17 protein-coding genes and 1 tRNA gene are annotated in these 16,070 nt (G+C 70.2%); 5 read left to right on the top strand and 13 right to left on the bottom strand.

Annotated features, from left to right (window positions below; all coding sequences use genetic code 11):
- Window positions 1–53: 53 nt before the first annotated feature.
- Window positions 54–1,115, bottom strand: coding sequence for an iron-containing alcohol dehydrogenase family protein (locus C7C46_RS01675; RefSeq protein WP_110664815.1), 1,062 nt, complete (start codon window positions 1,113–1,115; stop codon window positions 54–56).
- Complete coding sequence (locus tag C7C46_RS01670) at window positions 1,103–1,858, bottom strand: phosphocholine cytidylyltransferase family protein (RefSeq protein WP_110664813.1); 756 nt, start codon at window positions 1,856–1,858, stop codon at window positions 1,103–1,105. The genes C7C46_RS01675 and C7C46_RS01670 overlap by 13 nt, the downstream gene beginning before the upstream one ends.
- A gap of 416 nt (window positions 1,859–2,274) precedes the next feature.
- Here C7C46_RS01670 and idi point away from each other — a divergent pair, with 416 nt between their 5' ends.
- The gene (gene idi, locus C7C46_RS01665) at window positions 2,275–2,868 is read left to right on the top strand and encodes an isopentenyl-diphosphate Delta-isomerase (RefSeq protein WP_110664811.1); all 594 of its coding nucleotides are present in this window, start codon (window positions 2,275–2,277) and stop codon (window positions 2,866–2,868) included.
- Window positions 2,869–2,920: 52 nt separating this feature from the next.
- Here the strand turns inward: idi and C7C46_RS01660 are convergent, their stop codons facing one another.
- A complete protein-coding gene (locus C7C46_RS01660; protein ID WP_110664841.1) occupies window positions 2,921–3,424 on the bottom strand; it encodes an ATP-binding protein in 504 nt (167 codons plus the stop codon).
- Window positions 3,425–3,666: 242 nt separating this feature from the next.
- Between C7C46_RS01660 and C7C46_RS01655 the strand changes: the two genes are divergently transcribed.
- A tRNA-Leu gene (locus C7C46_RS01655) sits at window positions 3,667–3,751 on the top strand.
- 125 nt (window positions 3,752–3,876) lie between these two features.
- Here the strand turns inward: C7C46_RS01655 and C7C46_RS01650 are convergent.
- From C7C46_RS01650 to C7C46_RS01600, 10 genes are all read right to left on the bottom strand, one after another.
- The gene (locus tag C7C46_RS01650; RefSeq protein WP_245984012.1) at window positions 3,877–5,301 is read right to left on the bottom strand and encodes a recombinase family protein; all 1,425 of its coding nucleotides are present in this window, start codon (window positions 5,299–5,301) and stop codon (window positions 3,877–3,879) included.
- Window positions 5,302–5,485: 184 nt separating this feature from the next.
- Window positions 5,486–6,697: a hypothetical protein gene (locus tag C7C46_RS01645; RefSeq protein WP_110664837.1), complete on the bottom strand. Its 1,212-nt coding sequence runs from the start codon at window positions 6,695–6,697 to the stop codon at window positions 5,486–5,488.
- 253 nt (window positions 6,698–6,950) lie between these two features.
- A complete protein-coding gene (locus C7C46_RS01640; protein ID WP_110664809.1) occupies window positions 6,951–7,871 on the bottom strand; it encodes an ADP-ribosylglycohydrolase family protein in 921 nt (306 codons plus the stop codon).
- Between the two features lie 236 nt (window positions 7,872–8,107).
- Complete coding sequence (locus C7C46_RS01635) at window positions 8,108–8,830, bottom strand: hypothetical protein (RefSeq protein ID WP_245984009.1); 723 nt, start codon at window positions 8,828–8,830, stop codon at window positions 8,108–8,110.
- A 126-nt stretch (window positions 8,831–8,956) separates the two neighbouring features.
- Window positions 8,957–10,003 (bottom strand): hypothetical protein, encoded by a 1,047-nt coding sequence (locus tag C7C46_RS01630; protein WP_181442136.1) that lies wholly within the window; start codon window positions 10,001–10,003, stop codon window positions 8,957–8,959.
- 243 nt (window positions 10,004–10,246) lie between these two features.
- The gene (locus tag C7C46_RS01620; protein ID WP_110664803.1) at window positions 10,247–10,534 is read right to left on the bottom strand and encodes a hypothetical protein; all 288 of its coding nucleotides are present in this window, start codon (window positions 10,532–10,534) and stop codon (window positions 10,247–10,249) included.
- Window positions 10,535–10,573: 39 nt separating this feature from the next.
- Window positions 10,574–11,881: a nucleotidyl transferase AbiEii/AbiGii toxin family protein gene (locus C7C46_RS01615; protein ID WP_110664801.1), complete on the bottom strand. Its 1,308-nt coding sequence runs from the start codon at window positions 11,879–11,881 to the stop codon at window positions 10,574–10,576.
- On the bottom strand, window positions 11,878–12,558 hold the full coding sequence (locus tag C7C46_RS01610) for a hypothetical protein (protein WP_110664799.1): 681 nt from the start codon (window positions 12,556–12,558) through the stop codon (window positions 11,878–11,880). The genes C7C46_RS01615 and C7C46_RS01610 overlap by 4 nt, the downstream gene beginning before the upstream one ends.
- 101 nt (window positions 12,559–12,659) lie before the next feature.
- A complete protein-coding gene (locus tag C7C46_RS01605) occupies window positions 12,660–13,193 on the bottom strand; it encodes a CbrC family protein (RefSeq protein ID WP_110664797.1) in 534 nt (177 codons plus the stop codon).
- A 2-nt stretch (window positions 13,194–13,195) separates the two neighbouring features.
- A complete protein-coding gene (locus tag C7C46_RS01600) occupies window positions 13,196–13,714 on the bottom strand; it encodes a DUF2199 domain-containing protein (protein ID WP_110664795.1) in 519 nt (172 codons plus the stop codon).
- Window positions 13,715–13,848: 134 nt separating this feature from the next.
- Between C7C46_RS01600 and C7C46_RS34140 the strand changes: the two genes are divergently transcribed.
- From C7C46_RS34140 to C7C46_RS01580, 3 genes are all read left to right on the top strand, one after another.
- Window positions 13,849–14,394, top strand: coding sequence for a DUF6368 family protein (locus C7C46_RS34140; protein ID WP_146258957.1), 546 nt, complete (start codon window positions 13,849–13,851; stop codon window positions 14,392–14,394).
- A 70-nt stretch (window positions 14,395–14,464) separates the two neighbouring features.
- Entirely contained in the window at window positions 14,465–15,268 is an 804-nt protein-coding gene (locus C7C46_RS01585; protein ID WP_110664790.1) for a hypothetical protein, read from the top strand.
- Window positions 15,269–15,336: 68 nt separating this feature from the next.
- Window positions 15,337–15,834, top strand: coding sequence for a hypothetical protein (locus C7C46_RS01580; RefSeq protein ID WP_110664788.1), 498 nt, complete (start codon window positions 15,337–15,339; stop codon window positions 15,832–15,834).
- Window positions 15,835–16,070 lie beyond the last annotated feature (236 nt).

The following is a 16,070-nucleotide window of genomic DNA, read 5'->3' as shown; positions in this document are numbered from 1 at the left end:
GGCGGCGGGTGAGGTCCACGGGCGGGCGGCCCGCGGCGGTGCCCGGGGCGGGCTCAGCAGTTGACGGCTTGGACATAGTCGGCGTACGCGTCCCTGATGGCTGATGGGGAGAGGTCGAGGTGCTCGAGGATGGTGAAGCGGCCCGGACGGGTGTTCGGAGCGTAGTGCACCGCTTCGGTGAACTCCGTCTCGGTGAAACCGATCTGATCGGCGGTCACCGGCAGTCCGTGGGACCGCAGGCGCTCGACGATCAGGCCTGTCACCTCGCGTTCGCCCCGCAGGTGGCTGGCGAAGGCGGCCCCGAGGCCGACCTGCTCGCCGTGCTGGGCGGATCGCTTGGGATGCAGCACGTCCAAGGCATGCGAGATCTCGTGGCAGGCTCCCGACGAGGGCCGGGTGCTGCCCGCGATGCTCATTGCGATGCCGGACAGTACCAGTGCTTCCGCGAGCGCCGTAAGGAGGTCCGGGTCCTCCAGGCTGCCCGGGTGGCGCAGCAGGTTCTCGCCCGCCGAACGGGCCATCGCCACGGCGAGGCCGTCCACCGGTTCCCCGGTCTCGCGGTGGGAGAGTTCCCAGTCCGCGCAGGCCGAGATGTTGGAGATGACGTCGCCGATGCCGGCCGCCACGAAGCGCCTCGGGGCCTGCTGGATCACGTCCAGGTCGACCACGATGCCGATCGGTGCGGGCACCCCGTAGGAACCGCGCCCCGCGTCGTTGTCCAGCGTCGAGACGGGGGAGCAGATGCCGTCGTGCGCCAGGTTGGTGGCGACGGCGACCACGGGCAGCCCGACCCGCGCGGCGGCGTACTTGGCAGCGTCGATGATCTTACCGCCCCCCAGGCCCACCAGGACGTCGTAGTGGCCGCCCCGGAAGGCCTCGGCCAGGCGCACCGCGCCGTCCAGCGTGCCGTCCGCCCCGTCGAACCAGTCGGCGCCCGGCAGCAGCGGTTCCAGCCGCTCGCGCAGCCGGGCCCCCGAGCCGTTGCTGATCGCGACCGCGACCCGGCCGGAGGCGGACAGCCGCTGGTCGGCCAGGATGCCGGCCAGCGAGTCCAGTGCGCCCCGGCGGACCTCGACGAAGAGCGGGGAGGGGATCAGCCTGGTCAGTACCGGCACGCGATCTCCCGGGCCCGGGCCAGATCCTCGTGGTTGTCGATCTCGACCCAGGACACCTCGCCGATCGGCTGTACGTCGATCCGCAGGCCGCGGTCGGCCATCTCCTGGTAGCCGTCCTCGTAGTACAGCTGCGGGTCGCGCTCGAAGGTGGTGCGCAGCGCGTCGCTCAGCGCGTCGGCCGCGGACGGGTTGATCACGGTGACGCCGATGTACTCGCCACTCGCCTCGGCGGGCTCCATCAGCTTGGTGATCCGGCGGACCCCGGTGGCCGGGTCGACGATGACCTTCATCTCCTCGTCGGCCAGCTTCTTCACGGTGTCCAGGGCGAGCAGGATGCCGGGGTTGCGGCCCTCGGCGATCAGGCGGTCGTTGCCGTCCAGCATGGTGCGCTGGACCGAGGCCGGGTGCACGGTGTCGCCGTTGGCCAGCAGCAGGCCCTCGGTGAAGAGCTCGCGGGCGCACCAGAGGGAGTAGGCGTTGTTCCACTCCTCGGCCTTGTCGTTCTCCACCAGCGTGAGCTTGACGCCGTACTTCTGCTCCAGCGCGTCCCGGCGGTCGTACACCACCTCCTTGCGGTAGCCGACCACGATCGCGGCCTCGCGCAGGCCGACCTCGGCGAAGTTGCCGAGGGTGAGGTCCAGCACGGTCTTCTCGCCGTCCACCGGGACCAGCGCCTTGGGCAGGGTGTCGGTGTACGGGCGGAGCCGGCGGCCGGCTCCGGCCGCCAGAACGAGGCCGATCATGCGGGTCTCCTGCTTTCGTCGTGCCGTGCTGCTTCGGGACGGGCCCGGCGCGTGCTGCTTCGGGGCGCGCGGCCCAAGGTGATGGTAGGCGACCGAGGTGACCGGCCCGAACGTGCGCCGACGGGGCCACCCCCGGCGCTTTGCGGGGCGTGCGATGAAGGTGCGCGCCGGTCAGCTGTCAGGGTGCGCGCCTATTCCTCCGCTATTCCCCCGCGGTCGGCTGCTCGTGCGTCGAATCCGTCCCCACGCCTCGCACATGGGGCAGACTGGGGCACTGGCGCCCTCCGGATCCGGCTCGGTGCGCGGCCCCCGCCGCCCCGCCGCCCGGGGGCGTCCTGCCGTCCACTGGACCGGGGGGGCTTGCCCGGGTCGCGCATCCGGGTGGCGGCGCCGGTCCCCGTGCCGAAAGAGGTCCAATGCCCGAGAGCCAGACGACCACCGTCGCTGCCACCACCCCCGCCACCGCCCCCTCGACCGAGATCCTGCTGGAGCTGGTGGACGACGCGGGCGTCACCGTCGGCACCGCGGAGAAGCTCTGGGCGCACCAGCAGCCGGGCCACCTGCACCGGGCGTTCTCGGTCTTCCTCTTCGACCAGCAGGGCCGGCTGCTGCTGCAGCGCCGGGCGCTCGGCAAGTACCACTCCCCCGGCGTCTGGTCGAACACCTGCTGCGGCCACCCGTACCCGCAGGAGCAGCCGTTCGTGGCCGCGGCCCGGCGCACCGCCGAGGAGCTGGGCGCCGCCCCCGCGCTGCTCTGCGCGGCCGGCACGGTCCGCTACGACCTGCCCGACGAGGCCTCCGGCCTGATCGAGCGGGAGTGGAACCACCTGTTCGTCGGACTGATGACGGACGAGCTGCGCCCCGACCCGGCCGAGGTCGAGGACACCCGGTTCGTCACCGCCCGGGAGCTGAAGGAGCTGCAGGCCGAGAAGGCGTTCTCGGTCTGGTTCGACACCGTCTTCGAGGCCGCGCGGCCGGGGATCCGGGAGATCGCCGGCCGCGACTGGTAGCGCGGCCGGGCCGCCTTCCGGACCCGCTCCCCCGCTCCGGCTCCGGCTCCGGCTACTCGCGGGGCAGCGGGAGGGAAGCCCAGATCACCTTCCCGCCGTCCCCCGTCTGCTCCACGTCACAGGAGCCGCCGGCTGCCAGAGCGATGCTCTTGACCAGCATCAGGCCGCGCCCGCCGGTCTGGCCCTCGTCGCTCTGCACCGCCTTGGGCCGGTACGGGTGCCCGTCCTCCACCGCCACCCGGACCTGGCCGGCCCCGATCGTCACCTCGGTGGTCACCTGCGGAGTCAGCAGCGCCGCGTGGGCCACCACGTTGGTCACCAGCTCCGAGACGATCAGCAGCAGCCCGTCGGCCAGCTCCTCGTACCGCTCGCCGACCAGCCCGTGCTGCCGCAACAGATCCCGCACCGCGTGCCGCACCTGCGGCACCGACGACGCGTGCGCGCCGGCCACGATCCGCCACAGTGACGCCTCCCCCGGACCTGCCGGGCCTGCCGCGGTCGTGGTCACACCGGTCCGCTCCACGCCTACCACCCTTCGTCCGGACTCGGGAGGCATCGCCGGCACTGGCCGACCTTTCGGGAACGGGGCGTTCCGTTCAGGGCTCCCCTTCCCCCAGAGGCTAGGAGGCGCCGGCCGACTCCCCGCTCACGACGGACAACTTGACCCGCCGCCGACCGTTCCTGACCACTGCCGCCCGTTCCTGACCACAGATGCCCAGGTGAGGACCACTCACAAAGCCTGCTACTGTTCTCTCTGTCGCCACCGGGGCCACTGATCAACCCCGAGGCACACACCCAGTCCGGGTGGCGGAATGGCAGACGCGCTAGCTTGAGGTGCTAGTGCCCTTTATCGGGCGTGGGGGTTCAAGTCCCCCCTCGGACACACTCTTTCCCCACCGTGCTTGGTTTCCGCGCACGGTGGATCGGCGCCCGTTCCAGGCCTTCGGCCAGGTGCGGGCGTTCATCGTTCCGCAACGTCCTCAGCTCGTCGCAGGTCTTGCTGGAATGTCAGCCGATCAGGATCCTCTCGGCTCGCTCGGTATCGGCGGTCAGGACCCTGACCGCCGCGTCGTAGGTCAGCGTGATGCCTCTGGCACGCAGGTGCTCGACGGCCTCGAGGGCCGATGGCGGCTCACCGGCCGCGCCCTCGACGGCAGCTGTGAGGCGCACGACGAGGGCTGGCAGGTGGGCCAGGATCAGGTCTTCTCGCACGTATGCGTTGTGCGGCCGGTCGGGCTGCGGAGTGGTGGCGCTGTTGTGGCCGTGTCGGCAGCGGTAGCCGGGGCGTTGGTGGGTCCAGTGGGAGTCCATCCGGCGGCTGCACAGGCCGCAGTGCAGGATCCCGGCCAGCTGGTACGTGCGGCCCGGTGTCACCTGGCGGGTCACGCGGATGTGCTGGGTGGCGACGAAGTCGGTCTCGCTGACCAGGGCCGGGTGTGCCTGCTTGCGGGAGATGGCCCAGTCCTCGGGGGTGTTCCAGCGCATGATGTCGCGGTGGCCGAGGGTGGTGTTGTCCGGGTCGATGAGCTCGTGGTCGGTGCGCTGGCGGTTCCAGACCTGGCGGCCGGTGTAGCGGGGGTTGGCCAGGATGGCCCGCACGGTGGGGACCTGCCAGTGCCGGCCGTCGCGGTGCGGGTTGCGGTCCGGGTCGGCGGCGGACGGGGGCGGGACCTGCGTGTCGTTCAGGGCGCGGGTGATCCGGGCGTGACTGTGGCCGGCCAGGCGCTGGGAGAAGATCCACCGCACGATCGGGCCGGTGTGCGGGTCGGTGTCCAGCCGCCGCAGGCGCACGCCGCGGCGGGCGAAGGACCGGTTGGGGTGCGGGCCCGCGTCGACCAGGCGGTAGCCGTATGGAGGCCGTCCGCCCAGGTAGCGGCCCTGGTCGCGGGTCTGGACCGTCATGGCGGAGCGGACCCGGATCCGGGCACGGGTGACCTCACGTTTGGCGAGGATGCCGAGCAGGACCATCAGCTCCTCGTGCCCGGCGATCTTCGGATCGACACAGCCGCCCAGTTCCGGGATCCACACGCCCACGCCGTAGTGCTCGAACAGCGGCGCCATCACGCTGAACTGGTTCCCGTGGAAAGCGCGTTCGCTCGACCCGATGACGATCGCGTCGAATCCCCGGTCCGGATCAGTCAGCGCCGCGAGAAGAGCGCCTGCCTCAGGGCGGCGCGCCCAGGGCAGCGCCCGGCTGTGCCCGATGTCGAAGAACTCCGCCACGATCCGGCCGTGGCCGGAGACCAACGACTCTGCTTGCAGCACCTGCCAGGCGCGCGACGTAGCCGGGTCCTGGTGGTCCTCGGTGGAGACCCGGCCGTAGAATGCGAACCGCAGCGCACCGCCCTCGGAGGCCACCTCCGAGACGTGCCCTCCCCGTTCACGCACCCACCCGGCCAGCACATCCGGGATGCCGTCCGGAGCGGCGGACACGCCACCCACTGCAGAAGTCACCGCCACGACTACACCTCCCACGGCCCGCGGCCAACACCGCACAACCGAGCATGCCCACCCCGACGAGCCCCTCGCGAGAGTCGCGAGGATTTATCGTCACGAACGGGTGAAATTCGATCAGAAGCCCTGCACGCTACGCGTTTCAGCCTCTCTTTCTCACGCGTCACCGTGCCCCGGCCGCAGACCTAACCTCCGGCTCCTCCATCGGGTCGTCCCGCAGCTGAACCAGCCGCTCCCTCACCAGCGGCACATCGGGCGCCGAGGCGATGCCCAGCAGACGCGCGTCCGACTCGCAGTCCCAGAGCGACTCGACGTACGCATGCTCCAGCCCCGCCGGGTCGATGGCCGCCAACGCCTTCAGATACGCCGGCCGCTCGTACGAATGCGGGGTGCGCAGCCAGAGCCGGCGCAGCAGCGGCGCGGCCTCAGCCGCCTGGGGGCCGAAGCGTGCCAGTCCGGCGGCCAGACGCTCGGGACCGCACCAGTCGCGCGCCTTCCAGTGCGCGACGAGCTCTCCGATGAGGACGGGAAGGTCCCGCGTTTCACCGTGTTCGGCCAGCACCATCTTCCCGGCCCAGGACAGCCATGGCCGCGCGTCCGTCGCCCACTCACGCGCGGCCGGTACGGCGAGGGCGCCGAGTCGGCGGACCGCGCGCGAGAGCACGGGCAGGGGCCGCCGGCCGTCCGCGGTGACCAGCGAGGGCACCAGCGGGATCAGCGCCGACTCCGCCGGGCGCTCGGCCAGTGCCCACAGGGCGCCGGCCCTTGCGCTGTCGGCCGCCCCGGGATCGGCAAGCACGTCGAGCAGCTCGCGACCGCTCAATCCCGCCTCAGCGTCGGCGACCGGACGTTTGCCGCTGGGCGCGGCGTTCCGCGGCCGAAGCTGCCAGCGCACCCAGGGTTCGCAGCGCCACAGCAGGGGCTCGTCCCCAGTGAGTCTGGAGCGCGCGGCATCGGCTAGATCGTCCCACCACTCGACCGGCCAGCAGCCGGCCACCGACTCCAGCACGTCCACCCAGTGCTCGCCCTCACGGATGTACGACCTCAGGACCTGACGGGCCTCCACCGACCCGGACCTCGCCAGCAGCTCCAGTACTCCGGTGGCCCGCTCGCAGTCGTCCTCGTCACCCGCCAGCAAAGAAATGACCGGCGCCGGCGACAGCTCAAGATCCCGGATCAACCTCGCCAGGTAAAGATGACGATCGTCCACCTGCGAGTCCCAGCGGCAGTCCCGCCGGACACAGTCGTAGACCAGTCGGTCGGCCGTCGGATCACCCTGCGCCGACAGTGCGCCAAGACCCCGTCCACGTTGCAGCAGCCCTTCCAGCGTGCCGATCGGCGCGTATGCCCACTCATCCTCTGATTCGTCGTTCATCGCGCGGAGCATGCCCGACACCCAGCGCCGTCGCCAACCGTTTTCAGAGTCGCGAGGACGCCCTCACCCGAGCCTCAGCGGTCAACGCGCAGGACTAGTAGGAAACATGGGCATTCGCGAGCCAATATCCAGGTGTCTTCCTCTGCCTCTCCTTCTGGAAGCTTGGCGGTAGGCATGGTCACCAATGACCACCCGGACGCCGACAGGGCTCCCCTCACCACCGGACCGCGCCAGCCGACTCGACCACGGCCGTTCATACGGCGAGGCGGTGCGCCAGGTCCATGAGCTCCGGCAGTCGCAGGACCCGTCCTCCGTGGCCGGGGAGAGGTACGTGGAGGGGTTCCGTCCAGCGGGTGGGGATGGCATCGAGGCCGTAGATGGCGCCCGCCAGGCCGCCGGTAACAGTGTCGGTGTCGCCGCCGAGGTCGACCGCGGCACGCACGGCCGCCTCGAACGAGCTGGTGGTGCGTACCGCCCAGACGGCGGAGCCCAGGCAGGGCCAGACCGGGCCGTTGAACTCGGTGGCATGGTCCGGATGCCAGGTCGGCGCGAGGACGGTCTCGTAGCGCTCGCGATGATGGGGACTCACGTGGGTGAGGACCCCCGGAACGCCCGCCAGCGGATCGTCGCCCTCCAAGGCCAGACGGACCAACTCGTGGAAGATCGCGGTGCCTTCCCAGGCCGCACCGTCGCCGTGGGTCAGGGCGGCGATCTTGCGGGCGGCATCCATGGTCGCCTGCCGGCCGTCGCGGGCGAAGTACACCGCCGAGGTCGCGGCCCTCATCAGCGAGCCGTTGCCGGCCGCGCGCAGGTTGACCTGGAAGTGGACAGCTGCGGCGAGGTCCCACGGCATGCCGTTGGTCAGGACGTCCTCCGTCTGCAGCCCGATGTCCTTGGGCTCGGACGCCGCCCAGCGCTGGAACCGGGCGAAGATGTCCGGCAGGTCCAACCCACCGTGCTCCAGCAGCGACTCGGCGACCATGACGGCCATCCGCGTGTCGTCCGTGGCCTCGCCAGCATCCCAGCCACCGCCCCCGCACATCTCGCCGCCTGGCGCCGACACGGGGAAGCAGCTCGAGAACGCCCCGGCAGGGCCGAACTCGAACGGGGCCCCCAACGCGTCCCCCGCCGCGGAGCCGACCACGGCTCCGGCCGCACGCTGATTGTCGATCACATCGTCAGGCTACCGGGACCCTCGCCACCTCTCGGCGGTCCCACCGCCGTCGAGTCGGGTGCCCACCCTGGGGCCCACCGCTGCCTCTGCCGTGTCGGAGTATCGCAGCAACCCGACCACCGGCACGCAAGTTGACTGACCGCTCGTCAGCTACCGAGGCCCCTGGTGCGGCGCACAACCCGCAGACGACCAACGTGGCGCCAAGGGTATAGGCGGTGCCTGCCGGTGGGGCTCGGTTACGGGGTGAGGGCGGCGGAGACGCGGGCGAGGCGGTGGGGTGGCAGCGCGAAGTGGCTGGCGGGGTTGCGGAAGGAGTGGTGACCGTCGTTGACGCGGGTGCCGTGCTCGGAGGTTGTCCAGTGGGCGGGCCCGTGCTGTCCCTGCTCAGAGAGGAGGAGGGCTGCCAGGCGGTCGGGATCGTCGACGGCAGTGCGGGCGCGTAGGGCTGCCGCCAAGCGATCCGAACCGTCGTCGGGCAGGGTGTCGTCGCCGAGCGCGGGCAGCATGAGTAGCAGGCGGGCGTGGGGAGCGTCGGTGGCGCCTCCGGGGATGCCTGTTCCTGCGGCGGCGGTCAGTTCCGGCCAGGACAGGGCCGGGCCCATGAAGTGGCCGTCGTCCTGGGCGAGGTGCTCGGCGTGCTCCCAGTCGAGGTGGTGGAGCAGGTAGTCGATGCCCCGGTCTCCCTCGAAGGTGCGGTAGACGACGTGGATGAGGTGGCTGCCGGCCAGCGGTACCGTGAAGATCGGCCAGTCCGCCCTATCCCAGACTCGGTGGTAGAACTCCTCGCACGCTTCGTAGTCCGGGCCAAACAGCAACTCCTGGGCCTCCTCACGGCGGGCGCAGGAACCGAGGTGGGCAAGCCAGAAGAGGTGCTCGTCCAGGAACTCGGGGTGTGGGGTGAAGGGACCGCCGTCGTAGCCCGGGATCCGGGTGGGGCACAGGTCAGCGCTGTTCGTCACGGTGGCCATCATGGTGTGCGGTACCGACAGCGGGCAGCGGGAGGCGCCCAGGGACAACCAGCGCGTCCGGTCATCAACGCTGTTGGTCTCTCGGCACCGAGGAGGGGCCGAGAGACCAACAGGGTGTCACTTCTCTTGGATGTTGGGGAGTCGAAGTCCGAGACGCCCCGCCGCCCAGCAGGCTCGTCGGCGCACTACTGAGTCCGGGTCGTCGAGGAGCTCCTGGATGAGCTCGGCCCAGCCTGGTCGGTGCAGAAGCGCTGCGTACATCTCCCGGGTGCGGTCGAGGTGGCCCGGTGGCCAGTCGAGCCTGGCGGACATGCCGATGGTGAGATCGTCGGCCAGCACCCGGATGGAGGCGAAGCGACCCAGGTTGGGTTCCAGCCGCGCGACCTGCTCGGCGTAGGCGGTAAGCATCGCGCGTGCCTGCGGGTGGTGTGCGAGCGTGCCGCCCATTCCCCCGCACTCGGTCATGATGCTCAGCAGTGCACCGGTGTGGTCAACCACCTCGCTGTCGGCGGTGGGATCCGCGATCGCCTCGTGGACAGCCGCGACACGGGCGACCTTCGCCGCGAAGTAGCCGTTGAGGAAGTCGCCGTCCGCCGCACGTCGCAGCAGCCAGGCGCGGGCGCGTGGATCGGCCAGCCGGCAGAGTGCTTCGACGACGTAGACGCGTCCCCAGCCGCTGACCCGGTCGGCGAGCCACAGCAGTGCGGGTGTGCCGTCCGGCAGTTGCTCGAGGGCACGGGCGGCCAGCGGGCCGAGGTGGTTGGAGAGCAGGCCGATGGTCTGGATCAGCGGGATGTCCGCTTCGGTGGCCGTCTCGGCGAGCAGGGCCAGACCGGTCGTCGCCGCCGACCGGCTGGTGCCGTGGCGGACCAGGTAGCGGCCCACGGTGCGGATTCGGTCCGGGTTGTGGCGGGCGACCAGCGCGGCGATGGACCGGTCACGGTGGATCGGCACGTCCAGGCTGGCGAGCGCACTCGCCATCAGCCGCAGCCCTGCGGGACTCGGCGGTCTCGTCAGACGCTGTTCGAGCAAAGCCGCGACATCGCGCCCACGGCGTGCGTAGTCGCCGGCGTGATGGCGAGTACGGCGCTCGTGGGAGGCACGGCGGCAGTCGTCCTCGTCGGGAAACGGGTAGCCGTCCCTTGGGAGCGGGCCGTCGGGCATCAGGCGGTGCAGGCGCAGAGCGTGCTGGTGGAACGTGATCCGGGGGCCGAGCCCAGCCGGCTCGATGATCGCGCTCACCAGCGGGAGGAGGACTCGATTCTGTTCATCACGGGACGTGATGCTGCCAGCCTGCCCTGATGTTCGGCAAGGCCATTGCCGTGTCCTGGAGGCAGGAGTCGACAGCGCTACTGCCCTGGCCCGGCGGTGGTAGCCAAATGGACGGCAGCGCGATGCCGGAGCCGGTCAACCATTGAACGGCGGCACCACCTCACCGGTGGTGCCGAGCAGTGCGTCCATCGCCTCCTCGTGGAACGCCAACTCTGCCGCCCGACAAGGGGCGGTCAAGAACGCGACCTGGGCGTCAACGAGACTGCATCCCAGCAGTCCCTTCGTCACGAGCACGGCATCGATGCCGTTGCAGCCCGTGCCCTGCAGGAACTCCTGCAGGGCACGGTGATCCCTGTGGGCCTCCCAAGCTGGGCGCGCCATGTCGATCACGGCCGCGATCCGGGCCGCCCTGATGGAGTCCATGCCTCTCCCCCGTTCTTCCCCTCAGCGGTTGACCAGAGCTCACTGACCGCCCGCACTACGTAGTTGGCCGAACTCCTCCTCGAAGGCGTCCGGATAACGCCGGTAGATCTCGATCAGACTCGCCCATGCAGGGTCGCCGGTTACCAGGGCCTGTGCGTCATCGACGCTGAATTCGTCGCGTCCGAGGAGTTCGAGCGTGATGACGACGGCCGCGACGGGTGGGGTTCCTGCCTCGGCCAGTCCCGCCTGTACGGCGTGCATGCCCTCGCGCTCCAGCAGTTCGCGGTAGCGGTGCACCCAGGGCGCCAGCCACCGCGCATACCGCTCGTAGGCGCTGTCCGCAGGTGGGCCGACAGGCTCGAACGTCGGTGCCAGAGCCTCCACGAGTCGGTCGACGTAGTGGTCGGCGCTCTCGGTGATCTCCGGATACTCCGTGACGAAATGGTCCCACTCCACGCTCTCCCGCAGGGCCGAGACGTGCTCAAGACCGAACGGGTGCATCGCATCGCGCGGATCCACCTCCAGGAGCACCGCCTGGAACGCCTCATGGCGCAGCGTGCAGTGTTCGGCGAGCAGGACGGCGTCGTAGAGGTCCTTGCCCTGCGGGTATCTGTCGCAGAGCAGCCACATGAGCTTCCAGGCCAGCGACAGTTCGGCCGTCGCCGCGTTCAACTGTGCGTCCGGGCTGCCTGACCGGGAGGGGATCTGAGCCGGTACCGGGTCGAGGGGCAGGTGCTCGTTGAAGACGAAGTCCAGTTGGATGATTCCGCCGGGCAGGCCGGGTGACGTCCAGGGCAGGACGAGTCGGCGGCCGGGGACTCGCTCGTAGGTCCAGATGTCCTCGCTGACCGCGCCGGCCGCGTCGAACCGGACCGCGGCGCCACTGTCATGGCTCACGGTCTGCGCCGCGTCGGCGATTCCCTGGAGCATCGTCTCGGTGCGCGGTTCGTCGATGCCCCAGTCCGCGGGGACCACGACGAAGTCCAGGTCACCCGGCTCGCGGGCCGCGTCGCCGAACCAGGCCGCGAGCAGCACGCTGCCGCGCAGGACGAGGGCCTCCGACCATGGCGAGTTGGCGATCGCGGCGATCACCAGGTCCATCGCGGCCCGGCGTGCCGCATACCAGGCCCGTCCTGTGTGCTCGTCAGCGAACCGCGGATCGGCCGCGCGGTAGGCATTGGGGAACTGCTTGAGCGCCGGGTCAAAGATCGCGCGCTGTACCGCTCCTTCGTCGGACACCGGCCGCAGCGTCGCCGGCACACCGAGGCCGGGACGGAACCGGTCGTCCAGCGCTGTCTGGGGAACCTCGCCGCTGCGCGGTCCGAACCGCTCCCAGGAGCCGGTCATTGCGTGGTCTCCTCTGCTATCCAGCCGTCGTCGATGGTGATATCGCTGTCGTACACCACGAACTCCCGCTCCACGGAGACGATGTGGTGGCCAGCCATGCGCACAGTGCAGAGCAGCGAGTCCAACTGCCAGCCCGCACTGTCCAGCCCTGCCGCGTGGCAGCGCTGCGTGATGAACCGCTCGTGGCACCGTCCATCGCCGACGGCTCGCCGCGCGTTCCAGGACAGGTGCGCCCCGTGGCCGGTGACCAGTGCCGCGAGCCCGGCGAGGTCGGTGTCCGAGTCGAGCACGACCTTGAGGTGGTGTTCGAAGTAGCGCCCCGGGCCCAACCGCACGGCCTCGGTGTCATCCTGCGGCACGCCTTCCGCCCACGGCGACGCCTCGATCTTCACCCGGACCGGCTCGAATCCCGCGGCCTCGAGTACGCCGGTCAACGCACGGGCCGAGCCGAACAGCTCGGCGAAGGTTCCATGGGCGGTCGAGGTGAGCATGGGCTGCGAGGGCGTCCTCCCACGGGCGAGCATGATGTGAGTGATCTTCATGCCCGCTTCTGCCGCCCAATGATCCAGACGTGCGAGCGCGGCGTCGTCGCAGCGCACGGTCACGTGCGTCTCGAACGCTCCCCTGAATACGGTTGTCGCGGGAGCCTGTCCCGGCGCGGTCGTCAATGCTCCCATGGGCTGATCATCTCAACTGCCCAGGCCGGCCCGAAACCGAGTTCTGTCGCCATCGGCTCCCCTGACGACAGCGCCGCCGCAACTGCTCTCGACAAACGCGTTCAGGTCCCGTCCGCGTAGGCGAGGTGCTCGCCGCAGGCGCGGCAACGGAACAGGTAGGCCGTCGGGTTACCCTGCGCGTGGAGCGCCTCGAGGAACGACTGGAGGAAGTGCTGCTGTCGGCGCGGGTCCGCGAATTCACTGCGGATCATCTCCAGGGCCTCGGGGTGCGCTCGCAACTCCTTGATGCCCACCGGGCCGAGGAACGCGGCGGCATCCGCGCAGTGGGCCAGCCAGCGGCCCTGCTGCCAGGTGCTGAAAGCGGGGGTGCGGCTGCACACCTCCTCGACGACGTCGTCGGGCAGTCCGGTGAGTTCGCCGGCGTCGGTGAACTCCGCATCAAAGCGGCGGGCCGCCGACCCGTCGGCGATGCACCACGGGCAGACCCGTCCCGGCACATCCTGCGCGGTGTACATCGGTCCGACGTACAGGAGGCCGCGGGGTTGTCCGCAGCAGCAGCACGGCTCGGTGCTCGGACGCAGCGATCCGGTGGCGAGCGGATCGGGGTGGTAGTGGAAGGGGGGCAGCGTGGTCACGACTAGATCCTGCCTTGGCGCAGGACCAGGTCGGCGATCTCGGCGACGCGGGCTGTGGTGATGCCCTCGCGTTGTTCGACTGCCAGTGGGTGGTCGGTGGGTTCCAGCTCAATGAAGGGGCGCCGCCCGAGGGGACGAGTGTGCACCTGGGTCTTCAGGTTGATCGTGGAGACGCCGTAGAGGGGTAGGTCGGTGGAGAGCCAGCCGAAGTACGCCGGTTCCTTGGCACGGCCCTCGTCCTGCCAATGCTCAACGGCTCGGGCGAAGTTCGGGGCGCTGAGGGAGGACCAGACACCCCAGGAGAAGATCTCGCCGGTGTCGCGCACGGGTATCTCGATCAGTCCGTGGATGAAGAAGGCCTGCCCCTTGATGCTGCACATGTCTGCCGTGAGCTTGCTGTCCGCGTCCTCGGCGTACTGCGGGTGCCACAGATCCGGGACCTTCGCGCCGAATGAGAGTGCGGGCCCGGCATGCTCGCCGTGGCAGCAGTAGCAGGTGAAGGTGTGCGCGGTACTGGACATGGTTCGCGAGCCTAGCGCCCCAGGCGGACAGCCCTGGGCCCGCCTGGGGCTGGTCGTGACAGCGGCTCGGCTCAGGTGACACGGCGCCGGAATCCGGGTGTCCGGGGGTAGGCCGTGATCGTAGACTCGCCGGCATGGCTGGACCGGTGGTGGGAATCGAGTTGCCAGGCGCGGTCCCCGACGAGGACCTCGTGCGCCTGCGTGGGCTGCTGGCCGAGGTCTGCGAACGGGTCGAAGAGGAACGCCCTGGGCATTTTGATCTCCAGGTACTCGCGGATCGATTGGACATCGCGAACGGTGACGCGCCGGCAGGAGGTCGGCCGTTCCTGGTGGCTCTGGCCGGTCCCGGTGTCGGGGATGAGGAGACGTTCGTGGCCGAGCATGCGGACAATCCCGATCTCGAACCGCTGATCAGCTTCACTCCGACCCACGGCGTCAACGTCATCGCGATGTGCAACCGGGAGGTGGACCACGCCGTCACGGCACATCTGACCGCATCGATCATGGATATCGTCGGGGGTGTCGCCCATGTCGAGTTCCACCAGAGCAACCTGCCGGTCATGGCCACCCTGCCAGGCCTGATCGCCTCTCTCCCCGAGCCCTTCGGCGCCACTACGTTCGGCACCGCGCAGCTCCTTCGGGCTTGGGCCGCACACCCCGACTTCCGCCTGGTCAAGTAGCGCACGCAGGAAGGGATCGAAGACCTGCCGGCAGCCCCGGGTGTCAGTGCCAGATGCCAGACTGCCGACCATGCCACTCGCTGACCTCACCTTCCACCGCTGGCGTAGCTTCGACCACCACGCTGCCACCCGCTACGCGCACGAGGCCGCCCGGAAGGTCGGCGGACTCGTGGTCGAGGTCCGCGCCGTCGAACACCTCGGCGCCGCGTTCCAGCGCGCGGTGATTGAGCAGGGCAGCCGACAGTTCGCGCTCGTCCCCGGCGGAGACGTCACGGTGGGCCTCGATCTGGAGCGGTGGCAACCGACACCCGAGCAGTTGGAGTGCTATCAGGCGGAGACACTGACTGGAGGGTTCGGGTTCACAGCGGACGTGCGCGACTACCTGGCCGAGGTGCTCAGCCCTCTGCGGACTGTCACCGTGCCGACGATGCTGGTGGCGCTGGAGCCCGAGACTCTCACCGCCGCCTTCGCCGACATGCCGGCGCTGCTCGCGGAGCGGGGCCTGCGGCTACCGAGTCCGGACGAGTGGGAGCACGCCTGCGGCGCCGGAGCCCGCACCCTGTTCCGCTGGGGCGACCAGTGCCCACTGGACCGCTCCCCCTACGAAGCCACCGACGGCCCGCAGCACCAACGCAACGTCCTCGGCCTGCGGATCGCCTACGACACCTACCGGGCGGAGCTGACCAGCGACCCCTCCGCCGTCCACGGCGGCGACGGCGGCGAGGCGGAATGCGGCGGCTACGGCACCTTCGTGGCATGGCTGCCCTTGGCCACAGCCAACCGCAACCCCGCCATGGCCGAGTTCCTGCACGGCGAGGACGGCGAGTCCATGTACGAGGACTTGTCCACCCGTCCCGTCCTCGAACTGAACTGACCCCCTGACCCGCCGCCTTCCCGGCGCCTTGAAGGACCCTGATGACCCGCCATACCCCGCCGCGTCCCGTGGATATCGAGCAGCTCTTCCCCGAGCTGGCCCCGCTGCGCCGCACGACCACCCGGCTGCATCCGCGTACGGGCGTTCCCGAGGTGGACGAGAGTTCGGTGGGCGGCCCGCTCAACTGGCCATCCGCCGAGCCGTGGCCGCACTGCGCCGAGCGGCACTACGGTCCCGGGGACCAGCCAACACCGCCGGGCGGAAGTGCGCTGGTGCCAGTAATCCAGCTCTACCACCGCGACGCACCCGAAGTCCCGTTCCCCGACGGGACGGACCTGCTGCAGGTGCTGTGGTGCCCCTTCGAGCACGACGAATGCGAGCCCAGACCACAGGTCTTCTGGCGCTCGGCCACCGACGTCGAGACGGTCAGCAACCCGCCACCCGCGCCGGCCGGGGCGGAGCCCCGATACGTCCCCCAGCCGTGCGTGGTCCATCCGGAGCCGTTCACGGAGTACCCCAGCAGCGACCTGCATCTCGACCTGGCCAACGCGCTAGAAGTGCACTGAAAATGTTGGGTTCTGTCCCCGTCCCGAGTGGGATGGGGCCAGAATTGTTTTCATGCAGGGGGACTGGGCCGGGCCTCTTTGTCTCACGGCGGCAACCTGTTGATCTTGTGCCCGTGATGTCGCGTTGATCCCTGCTCGGGGCGTGGTCACGGCGGGTGCGTGCATCAGCTGTCGCGCCGGCTGCGCCGGGTTCCACGGTCCCGGGACTGCCGGTGCGTTTCTCTCGGTGCTCGTCG

Origin of the sequence: Streptomyces tateyamensis (assembly GCF_003205575.1) — a bacterium.
In the GTDB taxonomy this organism is placed as follows: domain Bacteria; phylum Actinomycetota; class Actinomycetes; order Streptomycetales; family Streptomycetaceae; genus Kitasatospora; species Kitasatospora tateyamensis.
This window is presented reverse-complemented; position numbering and strand designations above follow the sequence as displayed.